Raw genomic sequence first — 22,664 nt, 5'->3', positions numbered from 1 at the left:
TCGTTTACTCGAACTGCGTAAGCTTCTGGCGCTCGGCCCGCCGTTGCAGCCATTGGATCGTTGCGAGGAAGAGCGTCGAGAAGATGATGAGCAGGGTGGCAACGGCGGCGATGGTTGGGCTCAGCGTCTCGCGCACACCGCTCCACATCTGGCGCGGCAGGGTGCGCTCTTCGGAGCCCGCAATGAACAGCGCGACCACCACCTCGTCGAAGGAGGTGACGAAGGCGAACAGCGCACCGGAGGCCACGCCGGGGGCGATCAGCGGCAGCATGATGCGGAAGACGGCTTCCACCGGTTGTGCGCCGAGGCTTGCCGCGGCGCGCATCAAATTCTGGTCGAAGCCGCTCAAGGCCGCAGTGACGGTGACGACGACGAAGGGCGCGCCGAGCACGGTATGGGCAAGCACCAGGCCGGTCAGGGAATTGAGCAGGCCGACGGCGGCGAAGGCGTAATAGATGCCGACGGCGGCGACGACGACCGGCACGATCATCGGCGAGATCAGGATGGCCGTCAGCGTGGCGCGCGCCGGGCAGTCGCTGCGCGAAAGGCCGATGGCGGCAAGCGTGCCAAGGATGGTCGAGAGGATCGTCGCGAAGATGGCGACGATGATGCTGTTGCGTAGCGCGAGTTGCCAGACGTCGGAGGCGAAGAATTCTTCGTACCAGCGCAGCGACAGGCCGGGCATCGGATAGGTGAAGAAGGGCTCCGCATTGAAGGACAGCGGCACGATCGCGACGATCGGCGCGATGAGGAAGAGCGCGGTGCCGCCGCCGACCACCCACAGGCCGAGCGTAACAAGGCGGTTGAAGGAGAGTGCGGTGTTCATCAGCCAATCCTCAGCCGGTCGATGCCGATCAGGCGGTTGTAGATCGCGTAGAGAATGAGCACGGCGACCAGCAGGATGGCGCTGAGCGCCGCCGCCATACCCCAGTTCGTCACCTGGTTGGCATAATAGGCGATGAAATAGCTGACCATCTGATCGCGCGGACCGCCGACGAGGGCGGGCGTGATGTAGTAGCCGAGTGCCAGGATGAAGACGAGCAGCCCGCCGGCGCTGACGCCGGGCATGCTCATCGGCAGGTAGACGCGCCAGAAGGTCGAGAAGGGCGGGGCGCCGAGCGAAGAGGCGGCACGCAGGTAGACGGGTGGAATGCTCTTCATCACGGAATAGATCGGCAGCACCATGAAGGGCAGCAGGATATGCGTCATGGCGATCAGCACGCCGATGCGGTTGTAGATGAGATCGAGCGGCTGGGCGGCATCGATGAGGCCGAGCCAGATTAGCCCGGAATTGACCACGCCGCGGCTTTGCAGCAGTACGACCCAGGCGCTGGTTCGCACAAGAAGCGATGTCCAAAACGGCAGCAGAACGAGGATGAGCAGCGCGTTGGCGACCCAGCCCTTCGAACGCGCCATCAGGGCGGCGAGTGGATAGCCCGTCAGCACGCAGAGGATCGTGACCGACAGGCTGACGGCGAAGGTGCGCAGCAGCACGTCGAGATGAACGGCATTTTTAGGCGTGACACCGGTGATCTGGCCCATCTCGCTGCGCTGGAGATCGAGCGCGGCGAGCAGGTAAAAATCCGTCATCTTAGGCATGGCCTGTTTGAAGACGGACCAGCGTTCGGGATTTGCCCAGCGCGCATCCACATCGATGAACGCCGCCTGGAACGGCGCCTGCGCATTGCGGATGTTGCGGGCGGTCTTCAGGAGCGAGGACCGGATGCCGCTTTCGTAATTGTTCAGCCGCTTGGCGACTTCGGCGACATCTTCGCGGGAGGAGGCTTTCAGGTCGGCGGCGAGTGCTGCGAAGAGCGGTTCGCCCGGGACATCGCGTCCGTTCCAGGTGGCGAGCGCTGCGGCCGTGGTGGGCAGTGCGCGCGAAACATCGCTGTTGTCGATACTGCGCGTCAGCAGGACCCCGATCGGCAGCACGAAGACCGAAACGAGGAAGATCATGAGGGGTGCCACGAGCAGCAGCGCCTTCACCTGGCTTCTGCGTCTTAAAAGCCGCAGCCGCCGCGTCAGCGCCGCCGTATCGATCGCGGTCTTGACGGTTTCGTCACTCAGCACCATTGCCATGTCCACCTCCCGGCCATGAGAGAAAAATGCGGGCAGGCCAGGAGAATGAACCTGCCCGCAGGAAAGACGATTACTGGGCGAGCCACTTGTTGAAGCGCTCGGTCAGCTCCTCGTCATGGTCAGCCCAGAATTCGGCGGAGACCACGAAGGCGGTCTTGGTGTTGTCGGGTGCGGTCGGCAGGTCGGCGAGAATGTCCGCCGGCACCTTTTCGATCGCCGCCTTCAGCGTCGGCCCGTAGGAGATGTATTGCGATTGCCGCGCCATCACATCGGGGGTTAGCGTATAGGCGATGAACTTGTCGGCGGCCTCCTTGTGGGCGGCACCCTTCGGCTGGGCCCAGAGGTTGAAGTCCATGCCCTGCCCGTCCCAGACGATCTTGAAGTTCTTGCCGCTGTTCTTCACCGCGTCGTAGATACGGCCGTTCCAGGCGGTGGTCATCACCACTTCGCCGTCGGCGAGAAGCTGCGGCGGCTGTGCGCCCGCCGTCCACCAGACTTTTACGTCCTTCTTGATCGTATCGAGCTTCTTGAAGGCACGGTCGACGCCTTCGGGCGTGCCGAGCACGTCATAGACCTCGGCAGGCTTCACCCCATCGGCGATCAGCGCGAATTCCAGCGTCGTCTTCGGTGCCTTACGCAAAGCGCGCGGCCCGGGGAACTTTTCCGTGTCGAACAGGTCAGCCATGGTCGTCGGGCCGCCGTTCGGGAATTTTTCCGCGTCATAGGCATAGATCGTGCCGAAGACGATGGTCGCAGCCGCGCAATCCATCGCCGCACCGTCGATGAAGGCCTCCTTGCCGCCGACCTTGGAATAGTCGATCTCGTCGAGCCAGCCCTCGTCACAGCCCTGCAACGCATGGCCCGGCTCGACATCGACGATGTCCCAGGTTACCTGGCCGGTCTCCACCATGCCCTTGAGCTTTGCCGTCGAACCATCCCATTCGTCCTGAAGGATCTTGACGCCCGTCTCCTTGGCATAGGGGGCGAAGAAGGCCTGCTCCTGGCTCTTGGTATAGGCACCGCCCCAGGAGGTGACGGTGATCGTGTCCTCCGCAAGCGCGGGCGTGGCGAGTGCCAGGCCAAGCGCAGACGTCTGCAGCAGTCTTATGATCGTTCCCATGTGCAGTCTCCTATTTGGTTGGAGGTTGTTGCTTTGTCGTCAGGACAGGGCGAGCGCCCGGCAATCGCCTTCGGCCCAGCCTATATCGATGTCGGTGCCCGGCTTCGGCGTCTCGACGCTGCCCGCGGGAACCTTGATGCGCACATCGTCGCAACCGCAGACGCTGACGCGCAGCCGTAGATGGTCGCCGTGATAGATGAGCTCGTGCACATGGGCGCGAAACCGGTTCGGACCGGATGCGGCGGCGGCAAGCGTTATGCGCTCCGGGCGCAGAACCAGCGTCGTCTTCGCGCCGATCTTGAGGCCCACGCCGGCCCGCGCCGCGATCAGCGAGCCATCGCTCGCGCGGATGCGGCAAGTCCCGCCGGAAAGCTCCATCACCTCGCCTGCAATGGCATTGTTCTCGCCGATGAAGGTCGCGACAAAGGGATTGTCCGGCGCCTCGTAGAGGTCGTGCGGCGTTGCAATCTGCTGGAGCGTGCCGTCGTTGAAGACGCCGACGCGGTCCGACATGGTCAGCGCTTCGCTCTGGTCGTGCGTGACATAGACGACATTGATGCCGAGCCGGTCGTGCAGGTGCTTGATTTCGAGCTGCATATGCTCGCGAAGTTGCTTGTCGAGCGCACCGAGCGGTTCGTCCATCAGTACGAGCTGTGGCTCGAACACCAGCGCGCGGGCAAGCGCGATGCGCTGCTGCTGGCCACCGGACATCTGCGCGGGCCGGCGGCTTTCGAAGCTCGCCATGCGCACCATGTCGAGCGCGTGGCGCACGCGCTCCGTCACCTCGGCCTTGGGCAGGCGGCGCATTTTCAGGGGAAAGGCGAGGTTTTCGCCGACCGTCATATGCGGGAAGAGCGCGTAGTTCTGGAACACGACGCCGATATTGCGGCGATGCGGCGGCACGCGCTCGATGCGCTGGCCGGCAAGGGTAATCGAGCCGTGCGTCGGGATTTCGAAACCCGCCAGCATCATCAGCGTTGTCGTCTTGCCGGAGCCGGAGGGGCCAAGCAGCGTCAGGAATTCGCCCTTGGCGACATCGAGATCGAGTCCGCGCACGACATAGCTTTTGCCGTCATAGGATTTGCGCACGCCTTCGAAGGCGATGAATCGCTCTGTCATGAATAGCCTCCTTGCACCGGCGGGGTTCCCGTCCCTTTGTCTCGGTGTGTGGAGATATTGTCTCGGTATGATTCCGATTGTCAAGCACACAAATTGTTTTGTCTTGCCCTACTATGCCCATCGCTTTTCCGGCAAAAAGCTGCTATCAGCGAAAAAATCGACGATATTTGATGGTTTCGCCGGGTTTGGCGGTTCGCAATTCAGGCCGCAGCGGATTTTTGTATGGCTATCGATAAAGAAAACACCAAGGAAAAAACCACACAAAGGCTTCCGCAGCGCCTGCCGGCCTATTTGCAGCTTGCCGCAGAGCTGGAGGCGAAGATCCGCGCCGGGGAACTGACACCCGGCAGCCAGCTGCCGCCGCAGCGCGATCTTGCGCGGGAACGCTCGGTCAATGTCTCGACCGTCACGCGCGCCTATCGCGAATTGCAGAACCTCAACCTTGTCGTCGGCAGCACGCGCCGCGGCACCATTGTGCGCGCGGAGGCTGCCATGCCGCGCGTCGACCGGGCGACGAAATCGACCGGGATTATCGATCTCACCGTCAACCGCCCCGCGGTGGATGATTTCCAGCAGCGCCTCGCCGAGACCCTGCCGCACCTGGCCGAAGACCCGCGTTTCGCGCAAATGCAGGAATACCAGCCGCCGGAGGGGCCGGCCTGGGCACGCGAGGCGGGGCGCCAGTGGATCTCGCTGAACGGCTTTACGCCCGCGGCAGCGGACATCGTGGTGACCAGCGGCGCACAGCACGCGCTGCTGGCCGTCGTCAGCAGCATCATCGAGCCCGGTGACGTCATCGTTTCCGACCGGCTGACCTATTACGGCCTGAAGGCGCTTGCCGCGATGTTCCGCTTCCGGATCGTCGGCGTCGGCACGGATGAGGAGGGTTTGTCGGCGAGTGAACTCGAAGCCGTCTGCGGCCGCGAGACCGTGCGCGCGGTTTTCACCACGCCCTCCATGCACAATCCGAGCGTCGTCACCATGAGCGAGCGCCGCCGGCGCGAACTCGTCGAAGTCTGTGAGCGGCATGATGTCGTCATCATCGAGGACGACGTTTACGGCCCGATGCTCGGCGACCGGGCACCGGCGCTTTTCACGCTGGCGCCACACCGCACCTACCACATTTCCGCACTCTCCAAGGCGTTGGCGCCCGGCCTGCGTGTCGGCTACCTGACCTGCCCGCCCGGCCTTGCACTGGTAACGGCGGAGGCGATCCGCACGACCTCCTGGATGCCGTCGCCCGTGTCGCTGCTCGTCGCGACTCGCTGGCTGGAAGACGGCACGGCAAAGAGCATCCTGAAGGCCCAGCTCGCCGAACTACGTGCCCGCAATGCGCTGGCTGCGACGCTTCTCACCGGCCACAGCTTCGGTGCCGATCCGCGTTGCATGTTCCTCTGGCTGCGCCTGCCGGCACCGTGGCGGTCGGAGGACTTTACCGCGACGCTGAGCGCGCATGGCGTCGCTGTAATGCCGGCCAGCGCCTTCGCCTGCGATCGCCAGCCGGTGGAACATGCCGTGCGCATCAACATCGCCTGCGCCGCCTCGCGTGACGAGCTTGCCTCCGCGCTACGCATCGTCGTGTCGACATTGGCTGATCGCCCACGCGCGCTGATCGGCCACGCCTAGAGACGTTTCATTTTAAAATCAAAGGGCTGGCGCTGACGCTCATCCGCGCCAGGGGAGGAGTGCGCTTGACGGAAACACACAAGCAATCGATCATCGTCATCGGTGCCGGCTTCATCGGCCTCACCGCGGCCCTCACGCTGTTGCGCGACGGCCACCGCGTCGCGATCGTCGATCGGGCACCGCCGCTCGACGGTTCGGACTATCGCCACGCCTGCTCCTACGGCAATGCCTGCACGATCGCACCGCACGGCGTCGTGCCCGTCGCCACGCCCGGTGTGGCCTGGCGCGTGCCCGGTATGCTCGCCAATCCGCTCGGTCCGCTTGCCATCGACTGGAAATATCTGCCTCGCCTTGCCCCCTGGTTGCTTGGCTTCCTCTCTGCCAGCCGTACAGGCCGGGTGGAGCGCATCGCCGCGACGCTTTCAACGCTGCTCAAACAGGCTGACGCCGCCTGGCGGCCGCTGATGGAGGAGGCAGGTGCCATGGACCTTCGCGAGGAGCATGGTTGCCTTTATCTCTACAAATCGAACGCCGACCGTGCGGCCTCCGACCGCGATGCCGATTTCCGCTCCCGCCACGGTGTCAACCTCGCCCGTCTTTCCGCCGACGATATCCGCGCCCTCGAACCCAATCTCCCCGCAAACTATGCCGGCGGCGTGCTGTTCAAGGACGCCTATGTCGTCGCGAGCCCTGAGCAGCTCGCCCGCCGCCTCGCGAAAGCCGTGCTTGCGCGCGGTGGCCGCTTCATCACGGGTGATGTGCGCGGTCTGCGCATTGATGCGGAAAGTGCAACTGCGGTCCTCGCGGATGAGACACTGGGCGCCGACCGCATTGTCGTGGCGGCCGGCGCCTGGTCGAAAAGCCTGGGCGCCAGCATCGGCGATCACATCCGTCTCGATACGGAGCGTGGTTACCACGTTCTCTTCCCGCAAGGCCGCGGCCTTCTGAGGCGCCCCGTCTGCTATACGGAGCACGGTTTCTACATGACGCCGATGGCTGACGGCCTGCGCGCGGCCGGCACAGTGGAACTCGCCGGCCTTGCGCCCCCGCTCAACGAACGGCGCACGTCCGTGATCCGCAACGCGGTCGCAAAGCTCTTGCCCGCTGCTGGAACGGGCACGTCCGAATGGCTTGGCTTGCGCCCCTCCATGCCGGATTCGCTTCCCGTTATTGGTAAGTCGCCCCGAACCGAGCGGGTTATCTATGCATTCGGTCATGGTCATCTCGGCCTGACGCTTGCGGGCGTCACGGGAGCGCTGCTGAGTGACCTGATCTCCGACCGAGCCACACACCTCGACGTCACGGCGCTGCGTCCCATTCGCCGCCTATAGAGAACGTTGAGAGGAAACCTTCTGCACGGAGGGGTCACGAGCGTCTGTTGGTGTGGAATGGACTGGCAACGCCTCGACGCCCAGGTGGCAGCGGACAAAGCCATTGCCGGTGGTTTGAAGGGGAGGGCGGGTCTCGGCGCAGAGGCTGCCGATCTGGCGCGGACAACGCCCGGCAAGAGGACAGCCGACGCCCTGTGCGGCCTTCGAATTCGGAACCGCCGGCGGGCGAGAGACGTAGTGGTCCTTCCGAAGGCTGGGAGCCGCTTCCAGCAGCATTTCAGTATAGGGATGCAGCGGTTCGGAAAGCAGCGTGGCGGTGTCGGCGAGTTGCATGAGTTCGCCGCGGTAGAGCACGGCAACGCGGTCCGCGAATTCCTGCACCACGGCCAGGTCATGCGAGATGAAGAGCATCGCGACGGCGTGTTTTTCCTTCAGCGAGCGGAGCAGTTCAACGATGCGTGCCTGCACCGAGACGTCGAGGGCGGAGAGGATCTCGTCGCAGATCAGCAGTTTCGGATTGACCAGCAGCGCGCGGGCGATGGCGATGCGCTGGCGCTCGCCGCCGGAGAGCTGTTCGGGAAAGCGGTCGAGATACCCGGCATGCAGGCCGACATTGTCGAGCACGGTTTCCAACGCCTTGTCGTCTACCTCTATGCCGAAATGGTCGACGGGACGCGCCAGGATCGCGCGGATGCGTCGGCGCGGATTGAGCGAGGCGTCCGGGTTCTGGAAGATATACTGGATCTGCCGCAGCTCCTCGACCGAACGGTCCTTCAATGCCGGTGCAAGTGCTGCACCATCAAGGCTGATAATGCCGGCGCGGGGCGGCAGGCGGCCGCTGATGGCGCGCGCGATCGTCGATTTTCCGCTGCCGGATTCGCCGACGAGCGCCACCACCTCGCCGGCCCTGAGGTCGAGATCGATGTCGCGCACCACGGCGGGGCTGCTGCGGCCAAGCAGTCGGTCGAACAGGCTGGGGCGTGTATAGGAGAGCGCGAGGTCGGCGACGGAGAGCACCCGTTTCGGCACTTCGGCGGTCTTCTTGTCTTCCCGCTTGACCAGCACCGGGACATGCGGCGCGACGGCCTCGCGCCAGCGCATGCAGGCGACGGTGCGGGCCCCCGTAACCGGTTCAAGTGCCTGCGGCGTGGTGCGACAGGCGGCGGCGGCAAAATCGCAGCGCGGCTCGAACTTGCAGCCTGTCGACATCTGGTCGCGACGCAGCACGCCGCGCAGGCCCTGGCCCGGCTGGGCCGCGCCGTCCATGGTGGGGATGGAGGCGATGAGGCCACGGGAATATGGGTGCGCCGGGGCGGCAAGCAGCGTTTCGCAGGGCGCGACTTCCACGAGTTGGCCGGCATACATGACGCCGACGCGGTCGGCGATCTGGGCGAGCAGCGCAAGGTCGTGCGTGACGTAGAGCATCGCCATGCCGATGCGGGCGCGCAGGTCGGCAAGAAGCTGAATGATCTGGCGCTGGGTGGTGACGTCAAGACCGGTGGTCGGCTCGTCGAGTACCAGCAGGTCGGGATTGCAAGCGACGGCCATGGCGATCGTCACGCGCTGCTGCTGGCCGCCGGAAAGTTCGTGCGGATAACGATGGCCGACATCGGGCAGGCCGACGAGCGCGAAAAGCTCGACGATGCGGGTCTCCATCGCCATGCCCGGCGGCAGCGCCCTGTGCGTGGCGATCATCTCGCGGATCTGCGTGCCGACGCGCATGCCGGGGCTGAGCGAGGTCGTCGGGTTCTGCGGTACCAACGCGATGCGGCTGCCGCGCAGGCGCGTCAGGGCGGTGGCGTCGAGTTTCAGCAGGTCGATTCCGTCGAAGATGACTTCGCCGGTCTGCACCAGGCTGTTGATCGTGCCATAACCGAGCAGGCGGTAGGCGACGGTGGATTTACCACAGCCGGATTCGCCGACTAGGCCGAAGGCCTCGCCGCGGGCGATCTCGAAGGACACGCCCTGCACCACATTGGTCCAGCCGGCCGCACTGCCATAGGCGATGTTGAGATTGCGGACTTCGATGAGCTTTTTCATGTCTTACGCTCCCGCGACGGGCCGCTGGCCGAGCATGCGCGACAGGCCGTCGGTGAAAAGGTTGAAGCCGATGACGAGGGAGGCAAGGCCGAGGCCGGGGCCAAACACCGTCACGGGCGAGGCGATCAGCAGGTTGCGGTTTTCGCTGATCATCAGCCCCCATTCCGGCGTCGGCGGGCGGATACCGAAGCCGAGGAAGCCGAGTGCACCGATGAGGATGGGCGCATAGCTGAGGCGCAGCGAGAACTCGACCAGCAGCACGTTTGCGGCATTGGGCAGGATTTCGCGGAAGACGATCGACCAGGTGCCTTCGCCGCGCAGTTCGGCGACGGCGACATATTCGCGCGTCGCGATCTCCATGGCGGCGGCCCGGGCGATGCGGGTGATGCGTGGCGCATAGACGAGGCCGACGACGAAGACGATGAGCACCGGCGCGCCGGCGAGCGCCGGGCCGGCAGCGATGATCATGACGAGGGCAAGCGCCAGGAAGGGAATGCTGATCATCGCCTCGACCACGCGCTGGGTGACCGCATCGAACCAGCCGCCAACATAGCCGGAGAGGAGGCCGAGCGTGGTGCCGGCGACCATGCCGAGGATGGTGCCGGCGAAGGAGAGCAGCAGCACGATATGCGCGCCGTGCATGAAGCGGCTGAAGACGTCGCGGCCGATCTGGTCGAGTCCCATCGGATGGCCCCACGAGAGGCCCGACAGCGGTAGGCCCGCGCCCATTTCGGCATAACCGTAGGGCGTCCAGACGGCGCCGACGATGGCGAAGAGCGCATGGGCGGCAAGGATGATCGCGCCGACCTTGAACGGGCCGGGCGTTGCGCGCCAGCGGGCGGCGTTGAAACGCCTGGACGGGGTAGAGGTGACTGATGTCATCGGCTGGTCCTCAGGCGCGGTTGGAGCAGGACGGCGAGCACGTCCGCCACGAGATTGGCGGCGACATAGACGGCGGCGCTGATCATCACGGTCGCCTTGATGAGCGGGATATCGCGCAGTTGCAGCGCGTCGATCAAAAGCGTGCCGAAGCCCGGATAGGAGAAGACGCGCTCGACGATGACGACGCCGCCGATGAGGAAGCCGAGATTGAGCGCGGTAACGTTCAGCGCCGGCACGATGGCGTTCGGAAGCGCGTGGCGGAAGAGCACGGCGCGGGGGCGCAGGCCCTTCAGTTCGGCAAGGCGCACATAGTCGGAACGCAGCACCTCGATCAGACTGTCGCGCAGCACACGGATGGCATAGACGGCCATCATGATGGCGAGCGTGACGGCCGGCAGCACCATGGCGCGCAGCATCTCCTGCCAGGTGCTGTTTTCCGAGATGGTCGCGAGCGCCGGCAGGATTGGCACGGCGACGGCGAAGAGGAAGAGCAGCATCGTCGCCAGAAGGAAATCCGGCAGCGAGAGCAGGAGGAGCGTGATGACCGAGATGACGTTGTCGATCGTCTTGCCGCGGTTCACCGCCTGGATGATCGCCGGAACCAGCGCCAGCACGATATAGAGGGCGAAGGCGAACAGCGAGAGCAGCAGCGTGTTGACGATGCGCGGGCCGAGCACATCGGCGATCGGGCGGCCGGTGGCAATCGACGTGCCAAGATCGCCGCGCAGAAAATCGCCGAGCCACTGAAAGTAGCGCACCAGCGCGGGCTGGTCGAGGTGGAGCTGGCTGCGCAAAACCTCCAGCGCCTTGGCAGTGGCCTCGCGGCCGAGGATGCGGGTGGCGACGTCGCCCGGCAGCGCTTCCAGGATCAGGAAGATCAGGATAGAGACGAGCAGCAGTGTCAGGGCGGAAAACAGGATTCGGCTGGCGAGAAGGCGAAAAATGCTCATGGCGCTTCGAGCCCCAGGGAGGAAAGTGCGGCTTCTGCCGTCACGGCATCGGGAATGAAGGCGGCGTCGGTGTCGAGGTCGCCCTCCCAGATGTAGAGCAGCACGAGCGGCCGGTCCGCCGAAAGCGTCGCATGCGGCAGCCATGGCGGATGGTGGATGATCGCATCGGTGCCGTGGCCGGTCCAGTTCGCCGTGCCGGCGCGCCAGAAGGAGGGTCCGGTGACGGTGTAGTACAGTTCGTCGGCCGGGTGGTGGTGCAGTGGATAGTGGGTCTTCGGGCCGAGAAACATCAGGCCGAAGGCGATCTCGGGATCGCGGATCAGCGTCGGCGGCCCGCCCTCGGGGCCGCAGATGACGCCATAGCCATAGTTCTCGCCGAAATCGCCGCTCGGTGGGTTGGCGAGGTAGTTCTTGCTGCGGGTGATGTGGAGGGAAGGCAGGAGATCGGCGAGTGCACGGGCGAGCGGCGATTGCGCGGCGTAGACGGCAAGCTCCGCCTCGCAGGCGGCCTGGACCGGCACCCGGCTCGGCGAAGCATCCGACACCTGCGGCAGGTGCCCGGCCAATTGACGCAGTCGGCGGGCGTGGGACCGGGAGATCGGCCGGTCGTCATGGTCGAGCGCATCGGCGAAACGGTCGAGGAAGGTTTTGAGGGCGGACGTGGTCATGCAGGTATCCTCTTCCACGGGGCGATGCGTGTCGTGGATGTGTGTGGTCTCGGCAGGGAAGGCGGGTTGTCGCTCATGGCAGGGCGGTGCCAAGTTTCCCTTCTCCCCATGGGGAGAAGGTGGCCCGAAGGGTCGGATGAGGGGGCTGGTGCAGACGGATCAGTACAATCTTTTGCGCCTTCAACCTCCCCCTCATCCGCCTGCCGGCACCTTCTCCCCGTGGGGGAGAAGGGGAAATCGGCATCGTCCTGCCCATAGGCAGGCGGCTTATTCGCTGCAAGCCAGCGCAGCGTAGTCGATACGGTTGACGTCGACATTCGGCGTATAGCCGGTGCAGCCTTTGCGCAGACCCGCGACGACCGACGTGAAGACCGGCAGGATCATGCCGCCTTCATCCGCGACGACGCGCTGGGCCTCGCGGTAGAGGTCGTTGCGCTGTGTCTCGTCCGCCGTCTGGCCGGCCTTGACGACGAGCGCGTCGAAATCGTCGCGTTTCCAGTGCGTCTCGTTCCATTCCGACTTGCTGTTCAGCGACAATGTCAGGGCTTCGGCCGGCGGGCGGGCGCTGGTGTAGGAGATGACGGCCGGTTTCTTCAGCCAGATCGTGTCCCAATAGCCTTCGGCCGGCGAGGTGATGACGTTGACGCGGATGCCGGCGGGGGCTGCCATCTGGGCATAGACCTGGGCGAGCAGCATCATGCCGGGATAGGAATCCGAGGTGTAGAGGTCGAAATCAATACCATCGGCGTGGCCGGCTTCGGCAAGCAACGCCGCCGCCTTCTCGATATCGACCGATTTTGCCGGCGTGCCGAGGCCGAGCGGCGAGGACAGCGGGATCGGCGTGTCGGCCCCGACCTCGCCGTAACCGAGCAGCACCGTGTCGAGGATTTTCTGGCGATCCATCACCAGCTTCATCGCCTGGCGTACCCGGACGTCGTCAAACGGTGGCGTGTCGGTCCAGACGGCTAGATAGAGTGAGGTTGCGCCCGGCGTTGCGACGAGCTCGACGGCGGGATTGTCCTTCAGCGTGATGAGACTTGCGGGATCGACGGTCAAAGACAGGTCGACCGTGCCTGACAGCAGCGCAGAAAGCCGCGAGGTCGGCTCCAGGCTGGTGGTGATTTCGAGGCATTCGGCCTTTGGCAGGCTCGCGCGCCAGTAATTCGGGTTTTTGCGCATCACACGCACGGCGCCGTTGATCGTGAACGTTTCCTGCACGAAGGGGCCGGTTCCGTTGCCCTTCATGCGCAGGTCTTCGGCCTTGGCGTTTTCAGGCACCATCAGCGCATATTTCGTGGCGATCAGCATCGGCAGTTCGACGACCGGCCGCTTGACCTTGAAGCGCACCGTGTGGTCGTCAACGGCGGTGATGCCATCGGCGTCGAGGAAGGCAAGCGTCGAGAAGCCGCCCGGCGAAACGGCGGGATCGAGCAGGCGTTTATAGGAATAGACGACGTCCTTGGCGTCGAAATCCGAACCGTCGTGGAATTTCACACCCTTGCGGAGGTGGAAGGTCCATTCCGTCGCATCGGCATTGGCCTCCCAGGATTCGGCCAGAACCGGCACGGGCTGCATGGTGTTGCTGCGGTCGACCAGCGGCTCGTAGATCGAACGGATATGGTAGACGCTGTCGGTACCGATCAGCGCGGCTGGGTCCATGGTCTGCTTTTCGCCGTCGGATTCGTAGCCGAGCACGCGAACGCAGCCTTCCTGGGCGGCGACGGGCATTGCGGAAAGCGCAAAGGCGCTCATGGCCACGGCGAGCGCCGTGCCCTTCAGAAGATGTCTCTTCATTTCGGTTCCCCATTTTTTGATTATGGCCCGAGTATGAAAAGATGCCCGCCGCCTTGCAAACGATTAGAATTAACGTCTACATGAGTAAAATTCATGTGGGTTGACAAGCATGGTCCGGCGTACTCTGCCTCCTCTGACGACGCTGCGAGCCTTCGAGGCGGCGGCACGGCTCGTCAGCTTCAAGGCGGCAGCCGAAGAGCTGCGCGTGACGCAATCGGCAATCAGCCACCAGGTCGCCTCGCTGGAGCGCCATCTCGGCACGCCGCTATTCCTGCGCCTGCCTGGGCGGGTAGAGTTGAGCGAGGCGGGCGCAATCTATTTCCCCGTCGTGCAGGACGCGCTTGACCGGATCGCGCTGACCACCGATCTCATCCGCCAGACGCATGCGCCGGTCTCGCTGACGGTGCAGGTCTATGTGACGGTCGCCGTGCGATGGTTGATACCGCGACTGCAGACGTTCAAGGAGGCCTTTCCCGAGGTTGCCGTGAACCTCGATGCGAGCCTGCTCGACTGGGAATTCAATCCGGATCGCGCCGATATCGGTTTCATCTACACGCGCACGCCGAACCGGCCGAACCTGTCCTATACGCTCCTGCGCCGGGAGCGGCTCGTCGGCGTCTGCTCGCCCGCCATCGCCCGCGCCATCAAGACACCGGAGGATCTGCGGCATTTCTCCTTCCTTGCCGTCAGCGGAACCACTGAGGACGCTGCGATATGGGCGGCAAGCGTCGGCGCCACGGGCGTTTCGCAGAAATCCGCGCCGCTCTTCGACAGCAACCTGCTTGCCATCGAGGCGGCGATCAACGGACAGGGGCTGGTGGTCGTGCCGCAGTTCCTCGTCGAAGCCGATATCGCCGCCGGCACGCTCGTTGCGCCGCTGGGCTCCGACGTCATGCAGCTCGGCGGATGGTATCTCGTCCACCTGGAGCGGCGGGGCAATGAAAAGGCGATGCGCAAGTTCCTGCAGTGGATCCAGGGCCTGGTTTGATTCACGCCGCAAAGCGTGACCCTGAACAGAAACGACCTGCAACAGCGACCCGATCACATCCCGAAGGCCGCAACACCACCATTGGCGACGGCAAGATCGCCAATTACCCGCCCATGACGAAGGGTTTGAGCGACAGGGTGCGGCTTTAACAGCGCGCGACGTTAGATCCCCGAACCGTCAAGCTGCTGGGCATCGTCGCCCTCCCAGGGGGACCGTTCGCGGGCGCGGCTGAGATTCGCGGACGGCATCGGCATCCAGCACTTCAGTTCCGGCTCGGCATACTCAATGACGCAGCCAGGCGCGGAATCGGAGGCACGCCAGCCTTCCGCGCCGAAGCGATCTCCATGGGACCAGTAGGCGACATCAACTTCCGCCGGCCCCTGTTCGGCCGAGCGGACCGTGACGAGGACCCGACTGCCGTCTCTTGGCGCGCTCGCCATGTGGCGCCAACGGTCTGGTTCGTCCATCGTTCGTCCTCCTGCGCTGCTAAGGAACGAAGTGTCGCCTTGCCATCGAAAGCGGTCAATTCAAATTTTGCACAACCCACTCTCTTTCGATTGGCTGAGCGAGGGTGCGCTGCGGGGGCTTCATATCTGCGGTCCCGCTCGCATTGTCCGGGATCGAAGGTTGCCCGCCGGCACGTTTCGCTCGCCGGCTGCCACCTGGTCAACCTTGAACCAGCGTCATCGTTCAATGCCGTCCTGCTCGATTTTTTGGAACAGGGCTGAACTGATCTTTGGACTTTAAGAGACATCTTCTCTACAGGCGTCTGGCTCCCACCCACCGTCGATGATCCAATTGACATGCGAATGGTGACCTGCTCACCTGTGAGCCCACCACGATGCTGTCTATGGCGCAGCGCTCCCTATTTCCCGGAGGTTTGGATGACATCACACAACGGTCCCCTGCGCGTGGGTATCGGCGGGCCCGTGGGCTCGGGCAAGACGGCGCTCACCGAAAAGCTCTGCAAGGCGATGCGCGAGCACTACTCGGTCGCCGTCGTCACCAATGATATCTACACGAAGGAGGATGCCGAGGCGCTGGTGCGCATGCAGGCGCTGCCGTCGGACCGTATTGTCGGGGTTGAGACGGGCGGCTGCCCGCACACCGCCATTCGCGAAGATGCCTCGATCAACCTCCAGGCGATCGCCGATCTGAACCGGCGTTTTCCCGAACTGGATGTGGTCTTTATCGAATCAGGCGGCGACAATCTGGCGGCGACCTTCTCGCCGGATCTCGCAGATCTGACGATCTACGTCATTTCTGTCTGCCAGGGCGAGGAAATCCCGCGCAAGGGCGGGCCGGGCATCACGCGGTCCGATCTGCTTGTCATCAACAAGAAAGATCTGGCCCCGCATGTCGGAGCCGATCTCGACGTCATGGAGCGGGATGCCGGTCGCATGCGCGCGGAGCGTCCCTTCGTCTTTTCCGATATGAAGCGCGGTGATGGCGTTGACCGCATCGTCGATTTTCTGCGGGTGCAGGGCGGGCTCTAAGCGACCGCGGCGTGGAAAACGAAAACGGGAACCCAGACCCGAAATCAATCGGAATGGGTTCCCGCCGTAGACCCGGACGGAAGTGAAGTCAGAGTTCACTACCGCCTAAGCGGAATGTGTGACCTCGGATTCACCCGGCCGTGTTTCCTCGAAGGTCGACTTGCCATGCTGCACCAGCGGGCGGTTGCCGGCGAGGCGGCGCAGCAGCACGTAGAAGACCGGCGTCATGAAGATGCCGAAGAAGGTGACGCCGATCATGCCGGAGAACACGGCAAGACCCATCGCGGCACGCATTTCGGCACCCGCACCCGTCGAGAGCACCAGCGGCACGACGCCCATGATGAAGGCCATGGAGGTCATGAGGATTGGGCGCAGGCGAAGCCGGCTGGCTTCGATCGCGGCCTGCACCGGGGTGCGCCCCTCGAATTCGAGCTCGCGTGCGAATTCGACGATAAGGATGGCGTTCTTCGCCGATAGGCCGACGAGCACCACCAAACCGATCTGGGTGAAGACGTTGTTGTCGCCGCCCGTGTACCAGACCCCGGCGAGCGCTGCGAGCACGCCCATCGGCACGATCATGATGATGGCGATCGGCAGCGTCAGGCTTTCATACTGCGCGGCCAGCACGAGATAGACCAGAAGCAGCGCAAGCGGGAAGACGACGATGCTCGAATTGCCGGCGAGGATCTGCTGATAGGTCAGGTCCGTCCATTCGAAGTCGATGCCCGCCGGCAGGGTCTCGGCAGCGATCTTCTCGATGGCCGCTTCCGCCTGTCCGGACGAGAAGCCCGGTGCCTGCCCGCCATTGATGTCGGCGGCAAGGAAGCCGTTGTAACGCGTGGTGCGTTCCGGTCCCGTCGTGGCATCGACCTTCAGGAGCGCGGCAAGCGGGATCATCTCACCCGTTTGCGAGCGCACCTTGAGCTGACCGATGTCTTCCGGCTTGGCGCGGAAGGCAGAGTCGGCCTGGACGCGCACGCTGTAAGTGCGGCCGAAGGCGTTGAAGTCGTTGACGTAGAGCGAGCCGAGATAGATCTGCAGCGTCTCGAACACGTCCGTCACGCGCACGCCGAGCTGCTGGGCCTTGGAACGGTCGAGGTCGGCATAGAGCTGCGGAACGTTGATCTGGAAGCTGGAGAACAGGCCTGCCAGTTCCGGCGTCTGATAGGCTTTCGCGAGGAACGCCTGGGTCGCCTCGTTCAGGGCTCCATAGCCGAGGCCGGCACGGTCCTCGATCTGCAGCTTGAAGCCGCCCGTCGTGCCGAGGCCGTTGACCGGCGGTGGCGGGAACATGGCGATGAAGGCGTCCTGGATGCCGGCGAATTTCTGGTTCAACTGCATGGCGATCGCCCCGCCGGACAGCTCCGGCGTCGTGCGTTCCTCGAATGGGTCGAGCGCGGCAAAGACGATGCCCGAGTTGGAGCCGATCGTGAAACCATTGATCGACAGGCCCGGGAAGGCGATGGCATGGGCGACGCCCGGCTGTTCGAGGGCGATCGCGCTCATCTTCTTGATGACGTCTTCCGTGCGGTCGAGTGTTGCGCCGTCCGGAAGCTGCGCAAAGCCGATGAGATACTGCTTGTCCTGCGCCGGCACGAAGCCGCCCGGCACGGCGTTGAACACCGCATAGGTGGCGCCGACGAGGGCGAGGTAGACGGCCATGACCAGCGATTTGCGCGAGACGAGACCACCGACGCTGCGACCGTAGCCATTGGAGGCTGCGCCGAAGAGCCGGTTGAAACCACGGAAGAACCAGCCGAACAGGCCGTCCATGAAGCGGGTCAGCCAGTCCTTGGGTGCGTGGTGATCCTTGAGCAGCAAGGCGGCCAGCGCCGGTGAGAGGGTGAGCGAGTTGATTGCCGAGATGACTGTCGAGATGGCAATCGTCAGGGCGAACTGGCGGTAGAACTGGCCGGACAGGCCGCTGATGAAGGCGAGCGGCACGAAAACCGCGACCAGCACCAGCGCGATCGCGATGATCGGGCCGGACACTTCGCGCATCGCCCGGTAGGTCGCTTCGCGTGGGCTGAGACCATTCTCGATGTTGCGCTCGACGTTTTCGACGACGACGATTGCGTCGTCCACCACGATACCGATCGCCAGCACGAGGCCGAAGAGGGTCAGCGCGTTGATCGAGAAGCCGAAGGCATACATCACCGCGAACGTGCCGATGATGGAGACCGGGACAGCGAGCAGCGGAATGATCGAGGCGCGCCAGGTCTGGAGGAAGATGATGACGACGAGGACGACGAGCGCGATGGCTTCGAGCAGCGTGTCGACGACCTTTTCGATCGAGGAGCGCACGAATTCCGTCGTGTCGTAGACGATCTCGTACTTCACGCCTTCGGGCATGGCGATCTGGAGCTGGTCCATCGTCGCGCGCACATTGTCGGCGATCTCGATGGCGTTCGAGCCGGGTGCCTGGAGGACGGCGACGGCAACGGCCGGCTCACCGTCGAGCAGCGAGCGCAGCGAATAGTCGGCCGCGCCCATTTCGATGCGTGCGACGTCGCGCAGACGGGTGATCTCGCCTTCGGCACCGGCCTTGACGATGATGTTGCCGAATTCCTCCGGCGTGCGCAGGCGACCCTGAGCGTTGACGTTGAGCTGGAGGTTCACGTCGTTCGACACCGGCGAAGCACCGATGATGCCGGCTGCGGCCTGCACGTTCTGCTCGCGGATCGCATTGGAAATGTCGCTGGCGGCAAGGCTATGTTCGGCTGCCTTCTGCGGGTCGATCCACACGCGCATTGCATAGTCGCCGGCGCCGAAGACCTGCACTTGGCCGACGCCTTCGATGCGGGCGAGGCGGTCCTTGATGTTCAGCGTCGCATAGTTGCGCAGATAGGTGATGTCATAGCGGTCCGTCGTCGAGACGAGGTTGACCACCATGATGAAGTCCGGCGAACTCTTGACGGTGGTCACGCCGAGCGCGCGCACTTCCGCGGGCAGGCGGGGTTCGGCCTGCGACACGCGGTTCTGGACGAGCTGTTGCGCCTTGTCCGGGTCCGTGCCGAGCTTGAACGTCACGGTCAGCGTCAGCACGCCGTCGGACGTCGCCTGGCTGTTCATGTAGAGCATGTCTTCCACGCCGTTGATCTGCTCTTCGAGCGGTGTGGCGACGGTCTCGGAAATGACGACGGGGTTGGCGCCTGGATAGGTGGCGCGCACGACGATCGACGGCGGCACGACCTCCGGATATTCGGAAATCGGGAGGGCCCGCATGCCGATCAAGCCTGCGACCACGATGAGGATCGATAGCACCCCGGCAAAGACCGGACGATCGATGAAGAAACGGGAGATGTTCATTTCGGTACCCTCTCCAAAGGGTGAAATACGGGACGAACGATCCTGTCCGGCGGGCTCGGGACCCGCCGGCGGATATGGAATTTCTGATGTTCAGAGCAGGCCGCGTCGCGGCCTGCCGGCCCTCGCGTTACTTCGCGGAGGCGACGTTTTCCTGCATCTGCGGGTCGACCACGACGCCCGGGCGGATGCGCTGCAGGCCGTTGACGACGATGCGGTCGCCGCCGGAAAGGCCGCTTTCGACGACGCGCTCGTTGCCGGACAGGCTGCCCAGCACGATCGGCCGGTAGGTCACCTTGTTGTCCTTGTCGACGACGAAGACGAACTTCTTGTCCTGGTCGGTGCCGATCGCCTTCTCGCTGACGAGGATTTTGCTTTCAGCGCGCGGCTCGCCCATGCGGATACGCACGAACTGGCCGGGGATCAGCTTGCCGCCCGGATTGTCGAAGACGGCGCGGACGGAAATCGTACCGCTTGCCGCATCCACTTCGTTGCCGATGAGCTGCAGCTTGCCGTGGATCGGCGTGCCCTTGTCGGCGAGCGTGCCGACCTCGACCGGGATTTGCTCGATCGGGGCCAGCGCGCCATCGGATGCCGGCAGGGCGGCGAGTGCGGAAGCAACGATCTCCTCGGCCACATTGAAGCCCGCATAGATCGGGTCAACGGAGACGAGCGTCGTCAGCGCCGGTGAGGTCGAGCCCCCGGCGACGAGGTTGCCGGCGGTGATCTCCACCTTGCCGGCGCGACCGGCGACCGGGGCCCGGACATTGGTGTAGCTCAGCTCAAGCTTTGCGCCGTGCAGGGCCGCCTCGGCCGTCTTGAGCGCGGCGCGTGCTTCGGCAAGCGCGTTCTGGCGCGTGTCGACATCGCTTTGCGAGATGCTGTTGCTGCGGGCAAGCCGCTCGCCACGTTCAAGCTCGGTGGTGGCGAGCTTCACCCGGGCTTCGGCCGAGGCGAACTGGCCTTCGGCTTGCGTTACCGCGGTCTGGAAGGGTTCCGGATCGATGGTGAACAAGAGGTCGCCCGCCTTGACGAGTGCGCCTTCGCGGAAGTTCACCGAGAGGATGGCGCCGCTGACCCGCGAGCGGATCTGCACGCGGTCGATCGCTTCCAGGCGGCCGGAAAATTCCTGCCAGGTCACGACGTCACGGTTCTCGACGACGGCGACCGTGACCGGCACGGCGGGCACTTCGGCGGTAACAGTTGCTTCGGCCTGGGCGACATTGCCCGGCAGTTGAAAGATCAGGGCTGCGGCAGAAACAGACACAGCCAGTCCCAGGCCGGCGCCCGTCAGGGCCCAGCGTTTGCGCTTCGACATCATTTTCTCTTCTCCTTGTGGCTCTTCAGGCCACGCTCTATCCGCTTGTTCTCAATTCAAATCAGTGAATGCTTATGTCTTGAATGAAATCGGAAAACTGGCTTGAGAGGCTTTGCTTCCAGCTTCCGGTCACATCGGATTTCCCGCTGTAAATTGAAGACCAGCCTGTCCCTGCGGGGAGAACATGCTGTTGAACCTTGACACCCGACGCTTTCAGGCGGTCGGCATAACCTTGCGCTTCGTCGAGCAGCGGGTCGTCCGCCGCCGACAGCACGAGGGCAGGCGCCACGCCCGACAGGCGCGAACAGAGGCTCGGGGCGGCATAGGGGTGGCAGACGCCGCCGCTAAGATAGTGGCTCCAGCCATCCGCCCAGCGTTCGCGCATACCGATCGCCTCGGCATTGCGGAAGGACGCCGTGCCCATGAAAGGGTCGAGCAGCGGGGAGATCAGCACCTGGCCGTCCAGCTCGTTGGCGAAGTGGTCGCGGGCTTTCAGCGCCACGCCAGCCGCGATATTGCCGCCGGCTTCCTCGCCGCCAATGAGCAGCGGCGATTTGCGGTCGCCGAGGCCGGCGCGCTTTTTGGCGAGATAGGAAAAGATCGAGAAGCCCACTTCGAGCGGTTTCGGAAAGACACCGCCACCCGGCGCGTTATAATCCGGCACGGCAATGATGGCGCCCGTTGCGGCCAGGGTTTCGGCGAGCGGGCAAGGACCAAGGCCCGTCTCAAGAAAAGCGCCGCCGTGGAAGTAGAGCAGGATCGGTGCGCCTTTGGCGAATTCCGCGCCCTGATAGACGCGCACCGACACGGGGCCGGTGGCCACCTTGTCGAACGTCATATCCTTGATTTCTACCGACATCGTTTTGTTCCTTGAGCCACCTGTATATAGGCTGGTCCCTCACCATTTATATCGTGAGTGGCCTCGCCGATATAAGTATGCCAAAACTGACTTCACTATCCAGATTTTCGAACAATAGTGCCTTCCAACGTGGGAATGTTCCATGGATCAGCTTTCCGCAATGCGTGCCTTCCTCCGCGTGGTGGAGACCGGCAACTTCACCCGGGCCTCTTCGACGCTTGGCATGCCCAAGGCGACCGTGAGCAATCTCATCCAGAATCTGGAGACGCATCTCCAGACCAAGCTCCTGAACCGCACCACCCGCCGGGTGATGGTGACGACCGATGGCGCGCTCTACTATGAACGCGCGATCCAGATCGTGAACGAGCTCGACGAGCTTGACGGCAGCCTCTCGCATTCGCGCACCAGCCCGAGCGGTCGGCTGCGCGTCGAAATGGCCGGCGCCTTCGCGGATTTGCTGGTGATTCCAGCGCTCGGCGATTTTCACGAAAAATATCCCGACATCCATATCGATCTGGGCGTCGGCGACCGGACGGTGGATTATCTGGCGGAAAACGTCGACTGCGCCTTGCGCGGCGGTGCGCCGGGGGATCAGTCGCTGATTGCCCGCCGGGTCGCCGAGATCGACGTCGTTGCCTGCGCGGCACCCAGCTACATCAAGACGTTCGGCGCACCGGAGCACCCGTCCGACCTGGAAACGAACCATCATTGCGTGAACTATTTTCTCGCGCAGACCAACCGTACCATGCCCTTCGAATTCGAGAAGGACGGCGAAAAGATCGAGGTCAACAGCCGCTATCTCGTAGCGGTCAACGATGCGCGGAGCTATCTTGCCGCCGCCCTTTCCGGCCTCGGCGTGGCACCGCTTCCGCATTTCATGGCGACAGAGGCGCTGGCCGGCGGCCAACTTGTACCGGTGCTGCCCGGCTGGCGGTCGGAACCCATTCCGCTCTACATCGTCTACCCGCCGAACCGTCACCTGAGCAACAAGGTGCGCGTCTTCGTCGACTGGATCGTTCGCCTTCTGGCGCAGACGCGGCTCGGCGCGCCGTCGTAGGTGTGGAGCATCCGGCCGCGCGAAGCGG

At 64.1% G+C, this 22,664-nt stretch carries 18 protein-coding genes; 5 read left to right on the top strand and 13 right to left on the bottom strand.

Going from position 1 to position 22,664, the window contains the following annotated elements; genetic code table 11:
* Positions 1-4 precede the first annotated feature (4 nt).
* The 4 genes from GR138_RS09895 to GR138_RS09880 all read right to left on the bottom strand — a co-directional run bounded on the left by GR138_RS09895 (position 5) and on the right by GR138_RS09880 (position 4,321).
* Entirely contained in the window at positions 5-826 is an 822-nt protein-coding gene (locus GR138_RS09895) for an ABC transporter permease (protein ID WP_160858868.1), read from the bottom strand.
* A complete protein-coding gene (locus GR138_RS09890) occupies positions 826-2,082 on the bottom strand; it encodes an ABC transporter permease (RefSeq protein ID WP_160858866.1) in 1,257 nt (418 codons plus the stop codon). Before GR138_RS09890 ends, GR138_RS09895 begins: the two co-directional genes overlap by 1 nt.
* Before the next feature lie 70 nt (positions 2,083-2,152).
* Positions 2,153-3,202 (bottom strand): ABC transporter substrate-binding protein, encoded by a 1,050-nt coding sequence (locus tag GR138_RS09885; protein WP_160858864.1) that lies wholly within the window; start codon positions 3,200-3,202, stop codon positions 2,153-2,155.
* Positions 3,203-3,241: 39 nt separating this feature from the next.
* Positions 3,242-4,321 (bottom strand): ABC transporter ATP-binding protein, encoded by a 1,080-nt coding sequence (locus tag GR138_RS09880; protein ID WP_160858862.1) that lies wholly within the window; start codon positions 4,319-4,321, stop codon positions 3,242-3,244.
* Positions 4,322-4,543: 222 nt separating this feature from the next.
* Here GR138_RS09880 and GR138_RS09875 point away from each other — a divergent pair, with 222 nt between their 5' ends.
* The gene (locus GR138_RS09875) at positions 4,544-5,947 is read left to right on the top strand and encodes an aminotransferase-like domain-containing protein (RefSeq protein ID WP_160858860.1); all 1,404 of its coding nucleotides are present in this window, start codon (positions 4,544-4,546) and stop codon (positions 5,945-5,947) included.
* A gap of 65 nt (positions 5,948-6,012) precedes the next feature.
* The gene (locus tag GR138_RS09870; protein ID WP_160858858.1) at positions 6,013-7,278 is read left to right on the top strand and encodes an NAD(P)/FAD-dependent oxidoreductase; all 1,266 of its coding nucleotides are present in this window, start codon (positions 6,013-6,015) and stop codon (positions 7,276-7,278) included.
* Here the strand turns inward: GR138_RS09870 and GR138_RS09865 are convergent.
* The 5 genes from GR138_RS09865 to GR138_RS09845 form a co-directional block, all read right to left on the bottom strand.
* On the bottom strand, positions 7,273-9,318 hold the full coding sequence (locus tag GR138_RS09865) for a dipeptide ABC transporter ATP-binding protein (protein ID WP_160858856.1): 2,046 nt from the start codon (positions 9,316-9,318) through the stop codon (positions 7,273-7,275). The genes GR138_RS09870 and GR138_RS09865 overlap by 6 nt on opposite strands.
* 3 nt (positions 9,319-9,321) lie before the next feature.
* Positions 9,322-10,200: an ABC transporter permease gene (locus GR138_RS09860; protein WP_160858854.1), complete on the bottom strand. Its 879-nt coding sequence runs from the start codon at positions 10,198-10,200 to the stop codon at positions 9,322-9,324.
* The gene (locus GR138_RS09855) at positions 10,197-11,150 is read right to left on the bottom strand and encodes an ABC transporter permease (RefSeq protein ID WP_160858852.1); all 954 of its coding nucleotides are present in this window, start codon (positions 11,148-11,150) and stop codon (positions 10,197-10,199) included. Before GR138_RS09855 ends, GR138_RS09860 begins: the two co-directional genes overlap by 4 nt.
* Complete coding sequence (locus GR138_RS09850; protein WP_160858850.1) at positions 11,147-11,818, bottom strand: dimethylsulfonioproprionate lyase family protein; 672 nt, start codon at positions 11,816-11,818, stop codon at positions 11,147-11,149. The genes GR138_RS09855 and GR138_RS09850 overlap by 4 nt, the downstream gene beginning before the upstream one ends.
* A gap of 267 nt (positions 11,819-12,085) precedes the next feature.
* Positions 12,086-13,612: an ABC transporter substrate-binding protein gene (locus GR138_RS09845; RefSeq protein ID WP_160858848.1), complete on the bottom strand. Its 1,527-nt coding sequence runs from the start codon at positions 13,610-13,612 to the stop codon at positions 12,086-12,088.
* Positions 13,613-13,721: 109 nt separating this feature from the next.
* On the opposite strand from GR138_RS09845, the gene GR138_RS09840 reads away from it, so the two are divergent.
* Positions 13,722-14,600 carry a LysR substrate-binding domain-containing protein gene (locus tag GR138_RS09840; RefSeq protein WP_160858846.1) on the top strand — a complete coding sequence of 293 codons (879 nt, stop codon included), beginning with the start codon at positions 13,722-13,724 and terminating at the stop codon, positions 14,598-14,600.
* A gap of 161 nt (positions 14,601-14,761) precedes the next feature.
* On the opposite strand, the gene GR138_RS09835 is transcribed toward GR138_RS09840, so the two are convergent.
* Positions 14,762-15,067 carry a hypothetical protein gene (locus GR138_RS09835; protein ID WP_160858844.1) on the bottom strand — a complete coding sequence of 102 codons (306 nt, stop codon included), beginning with the start codon at positions 15,065-15,067 and terminating at the stop codon, positions 14,762-14,764.
* A gap of 417 nt (positions 15,068-15,484) precedes the next feature.
* On the opposite strand from GR138_RS09835, the gene ureG reads away from it, so the two are divergent.
* Positions 15,485-16,096, top strand: a complete 612-nt coding sequence (gene ureG / locus GR138_RS09830) for an urease accessory protein UreG (RefSeq protein WP_160858842.1) — start codon at positions 15,485-15,487, stop codon at positions 16,094-16,096.
* 105 nt (positions 16,097-16,201) lie between these two features.
* On the opposite strand, the gene GR138_RS09825 is transcribed toward ureG, so the two are convergent.
* The 3 genes from GR138_RS09825 to GR138_RS09815 all read right to left on the bottom strand — a co-directional run bounded on the left by GR138_RS09825 (position 16,202) and on the right by GR138_RS09815 (position 21,579).
* On the bottom strand, positions 16,202-19,405 hold the full coding sequence (locus tag GR138_RS09825; protein ID WP_160858840.1) for an efflux RND transporter permease subunit: 3,204 nt from the start codon (positions 19,403-19,405) through the stop codon (positions 16,202-16,204).
* A gap of 127 nt (positions 19,406-19,532) precedes the next feature.
* On the bottom strand, positions 19,533-20,723 hold the full coding sequence (locus GR138_RS09820) for an efflux RND transporter periplasmic adaptor subunit (RefSeq protein WP_160858838.1): 1,191 nt from the start codon (positions 20,721-20,723) through the stop codon (positions 19,533-19,535).
* Positions 20,724-20,781: 58 nt separating this feature from the next.
* Complete coding sequence (locus GR138_RS09815) at positions 20,782-21,579, bottom strand: alpha/beta hydrolase fold domain-containing protein (protein ID WP_160858837.1); 798 nt, start codon at positions 21,577-21,579, stop codon at positions 20,782-20,784.
* 142 nt (positions 21,580-21,721) lie between these two features.
* On the opposite strand from GR138_RS09815, the gene GR138_RS09810 reads away from it, so the two are divergent.
* Positions 21,722-22,636: a LysR family transcriptional regulator gene (locus GR138_RS09810; protein ID WP_160858835.1), complete on the top strand. Its 915-nt coding sequence runs from the start codon at positions 21,722-21,724 to the stop codon at positions 22,634-22,636.
* Positions 22,637-22,664: the final 28 nt, after the last annotated feature.

It is taken from the genome of Shinella kummerowiae (genome assembly GCF_009827055.1).
Lineage (GTDB): Bacteria > Pseudomonadota > Alphaproteobacteria > Rhizobiales > Rhizobiaceae > Shinella > Shinella kummerowiae.
This window is presented reverse-complemented; position numbering and strand designations above follow the sequence as displayed.

Coding starts and splice junctions, on each gene's coding strand:
- GR138_RS09895 (WP_160858868.1), bottom strand. CDS start 826: ATGAACACCGCACTCTCCTTCAACCGCCTTGTTACGCTCGGCCTGTGG.
- GR138_RS09890 (WP_160858866.1), bottom strand. CDS start 2,082: ATGGCAATGGTGCTGAGTGACGAAACCGTCAAGACCGCGATCGATACG.
- GR138_RS09885 (WP_160858864.1), bottom strand. CDS start 3,202: ATGGGAACGATCATAAGACTGCTGCAGACGTCTGCGCTTGGCCTGGCA.
- GR138_RS09880 (WP_160858862.1), bottom strand. CDS start 4,321: ATGACAGAGCGATTCATCGCCTTCGAAGGCGTGCGCAAATCCTATGAC.
- GR138_RS09875 (WP_160858860.1), top strand. CDS start 4,544: ATGGCTATCGATAAAGAAAACACCAAGGAAAAAACCACACAAAGGCTT.
- GR138_RS09865 (WP_160858856.1), bottom strand. CDS start 9,318: ATGAAAAAGCTCATCGAAGTCCGCAATCTCAACATCGCCTATGGCAGT.
- GR138_RS09860 (WP_160858854.1), bottom strand. CDS start 10,200: ATGACATCAGTCACCTCTACCCCGTCCAGGCGTTTCAACGCCGCCCGC.
- GR138_RS09855 (WP_160858852.1), bottom strand. CDS start 11,150: ATGAGCATTTTTCGCCTTCTCGCCAGCCGAATCCTGTTTTCCGCCCTG.
- GR138_RS09850 (WP_160858850.1), bottom strand. CDS start 11,818: ATGACCACGTCCGCCCTCAAAACCTTCCTCGACCGTTTCGCCGATGCG.
- GR138_RS09845 (WP_160858848.1), bottom strand. CDS start 13,612: ATGAAGAGACATCTTCTGAAGGGCACGGCGCTCGCCGTGGCCATGAGC.
- GR138_RS09840 (WP_160858846.1), top strand. CDS start 13,722: ATGGTCCGGCGTACTCTGCCTCCTCTGACGACGCTGCGAGCCTTCGAG.
- GR138_RS09835 (WP_160858844.1), bottom strand. CDS start 15,067: ATGGACGAACCAGACCGTTGGCGCCACATGGCGAGCGCGCCAAGAGAC.
- ureG (WP_160858842.1), top strand. CDS start 15,485: ATGACATCACACAACGGTCCCCTGCGCGTGGGTATCGGCGGGCCCGTG.
- GR138_RS09825 (WP_160858840.1), bottom strand. CDS start 19,405: ATGAACATCTCCCGTTTCTTCATCGATCGTCCGGTCTTTGCCGGGGTG.
- GR138_RS09820 (WP_160858838.1), bottom strand. CDS start 20,723: ATGATGTCGAAGCGCAAACGCTGGGCCCTGACGGGCGCCGGCCTGGGA.
- GR138_RS09815 (WP_160858837.1), bottom strand. CDS start 21,579: ATGTCGGTAGAAATCAAGGATATGACGTTCGACAAGGTGGCCACCGGC.
- GR138_RS09810 (WP_160858835.1), top strand. CDS start 21,722: ATGGATCAGCTTTCCGCAATGCGTGCCTTCCTCCGCGTGGTGGAGACC.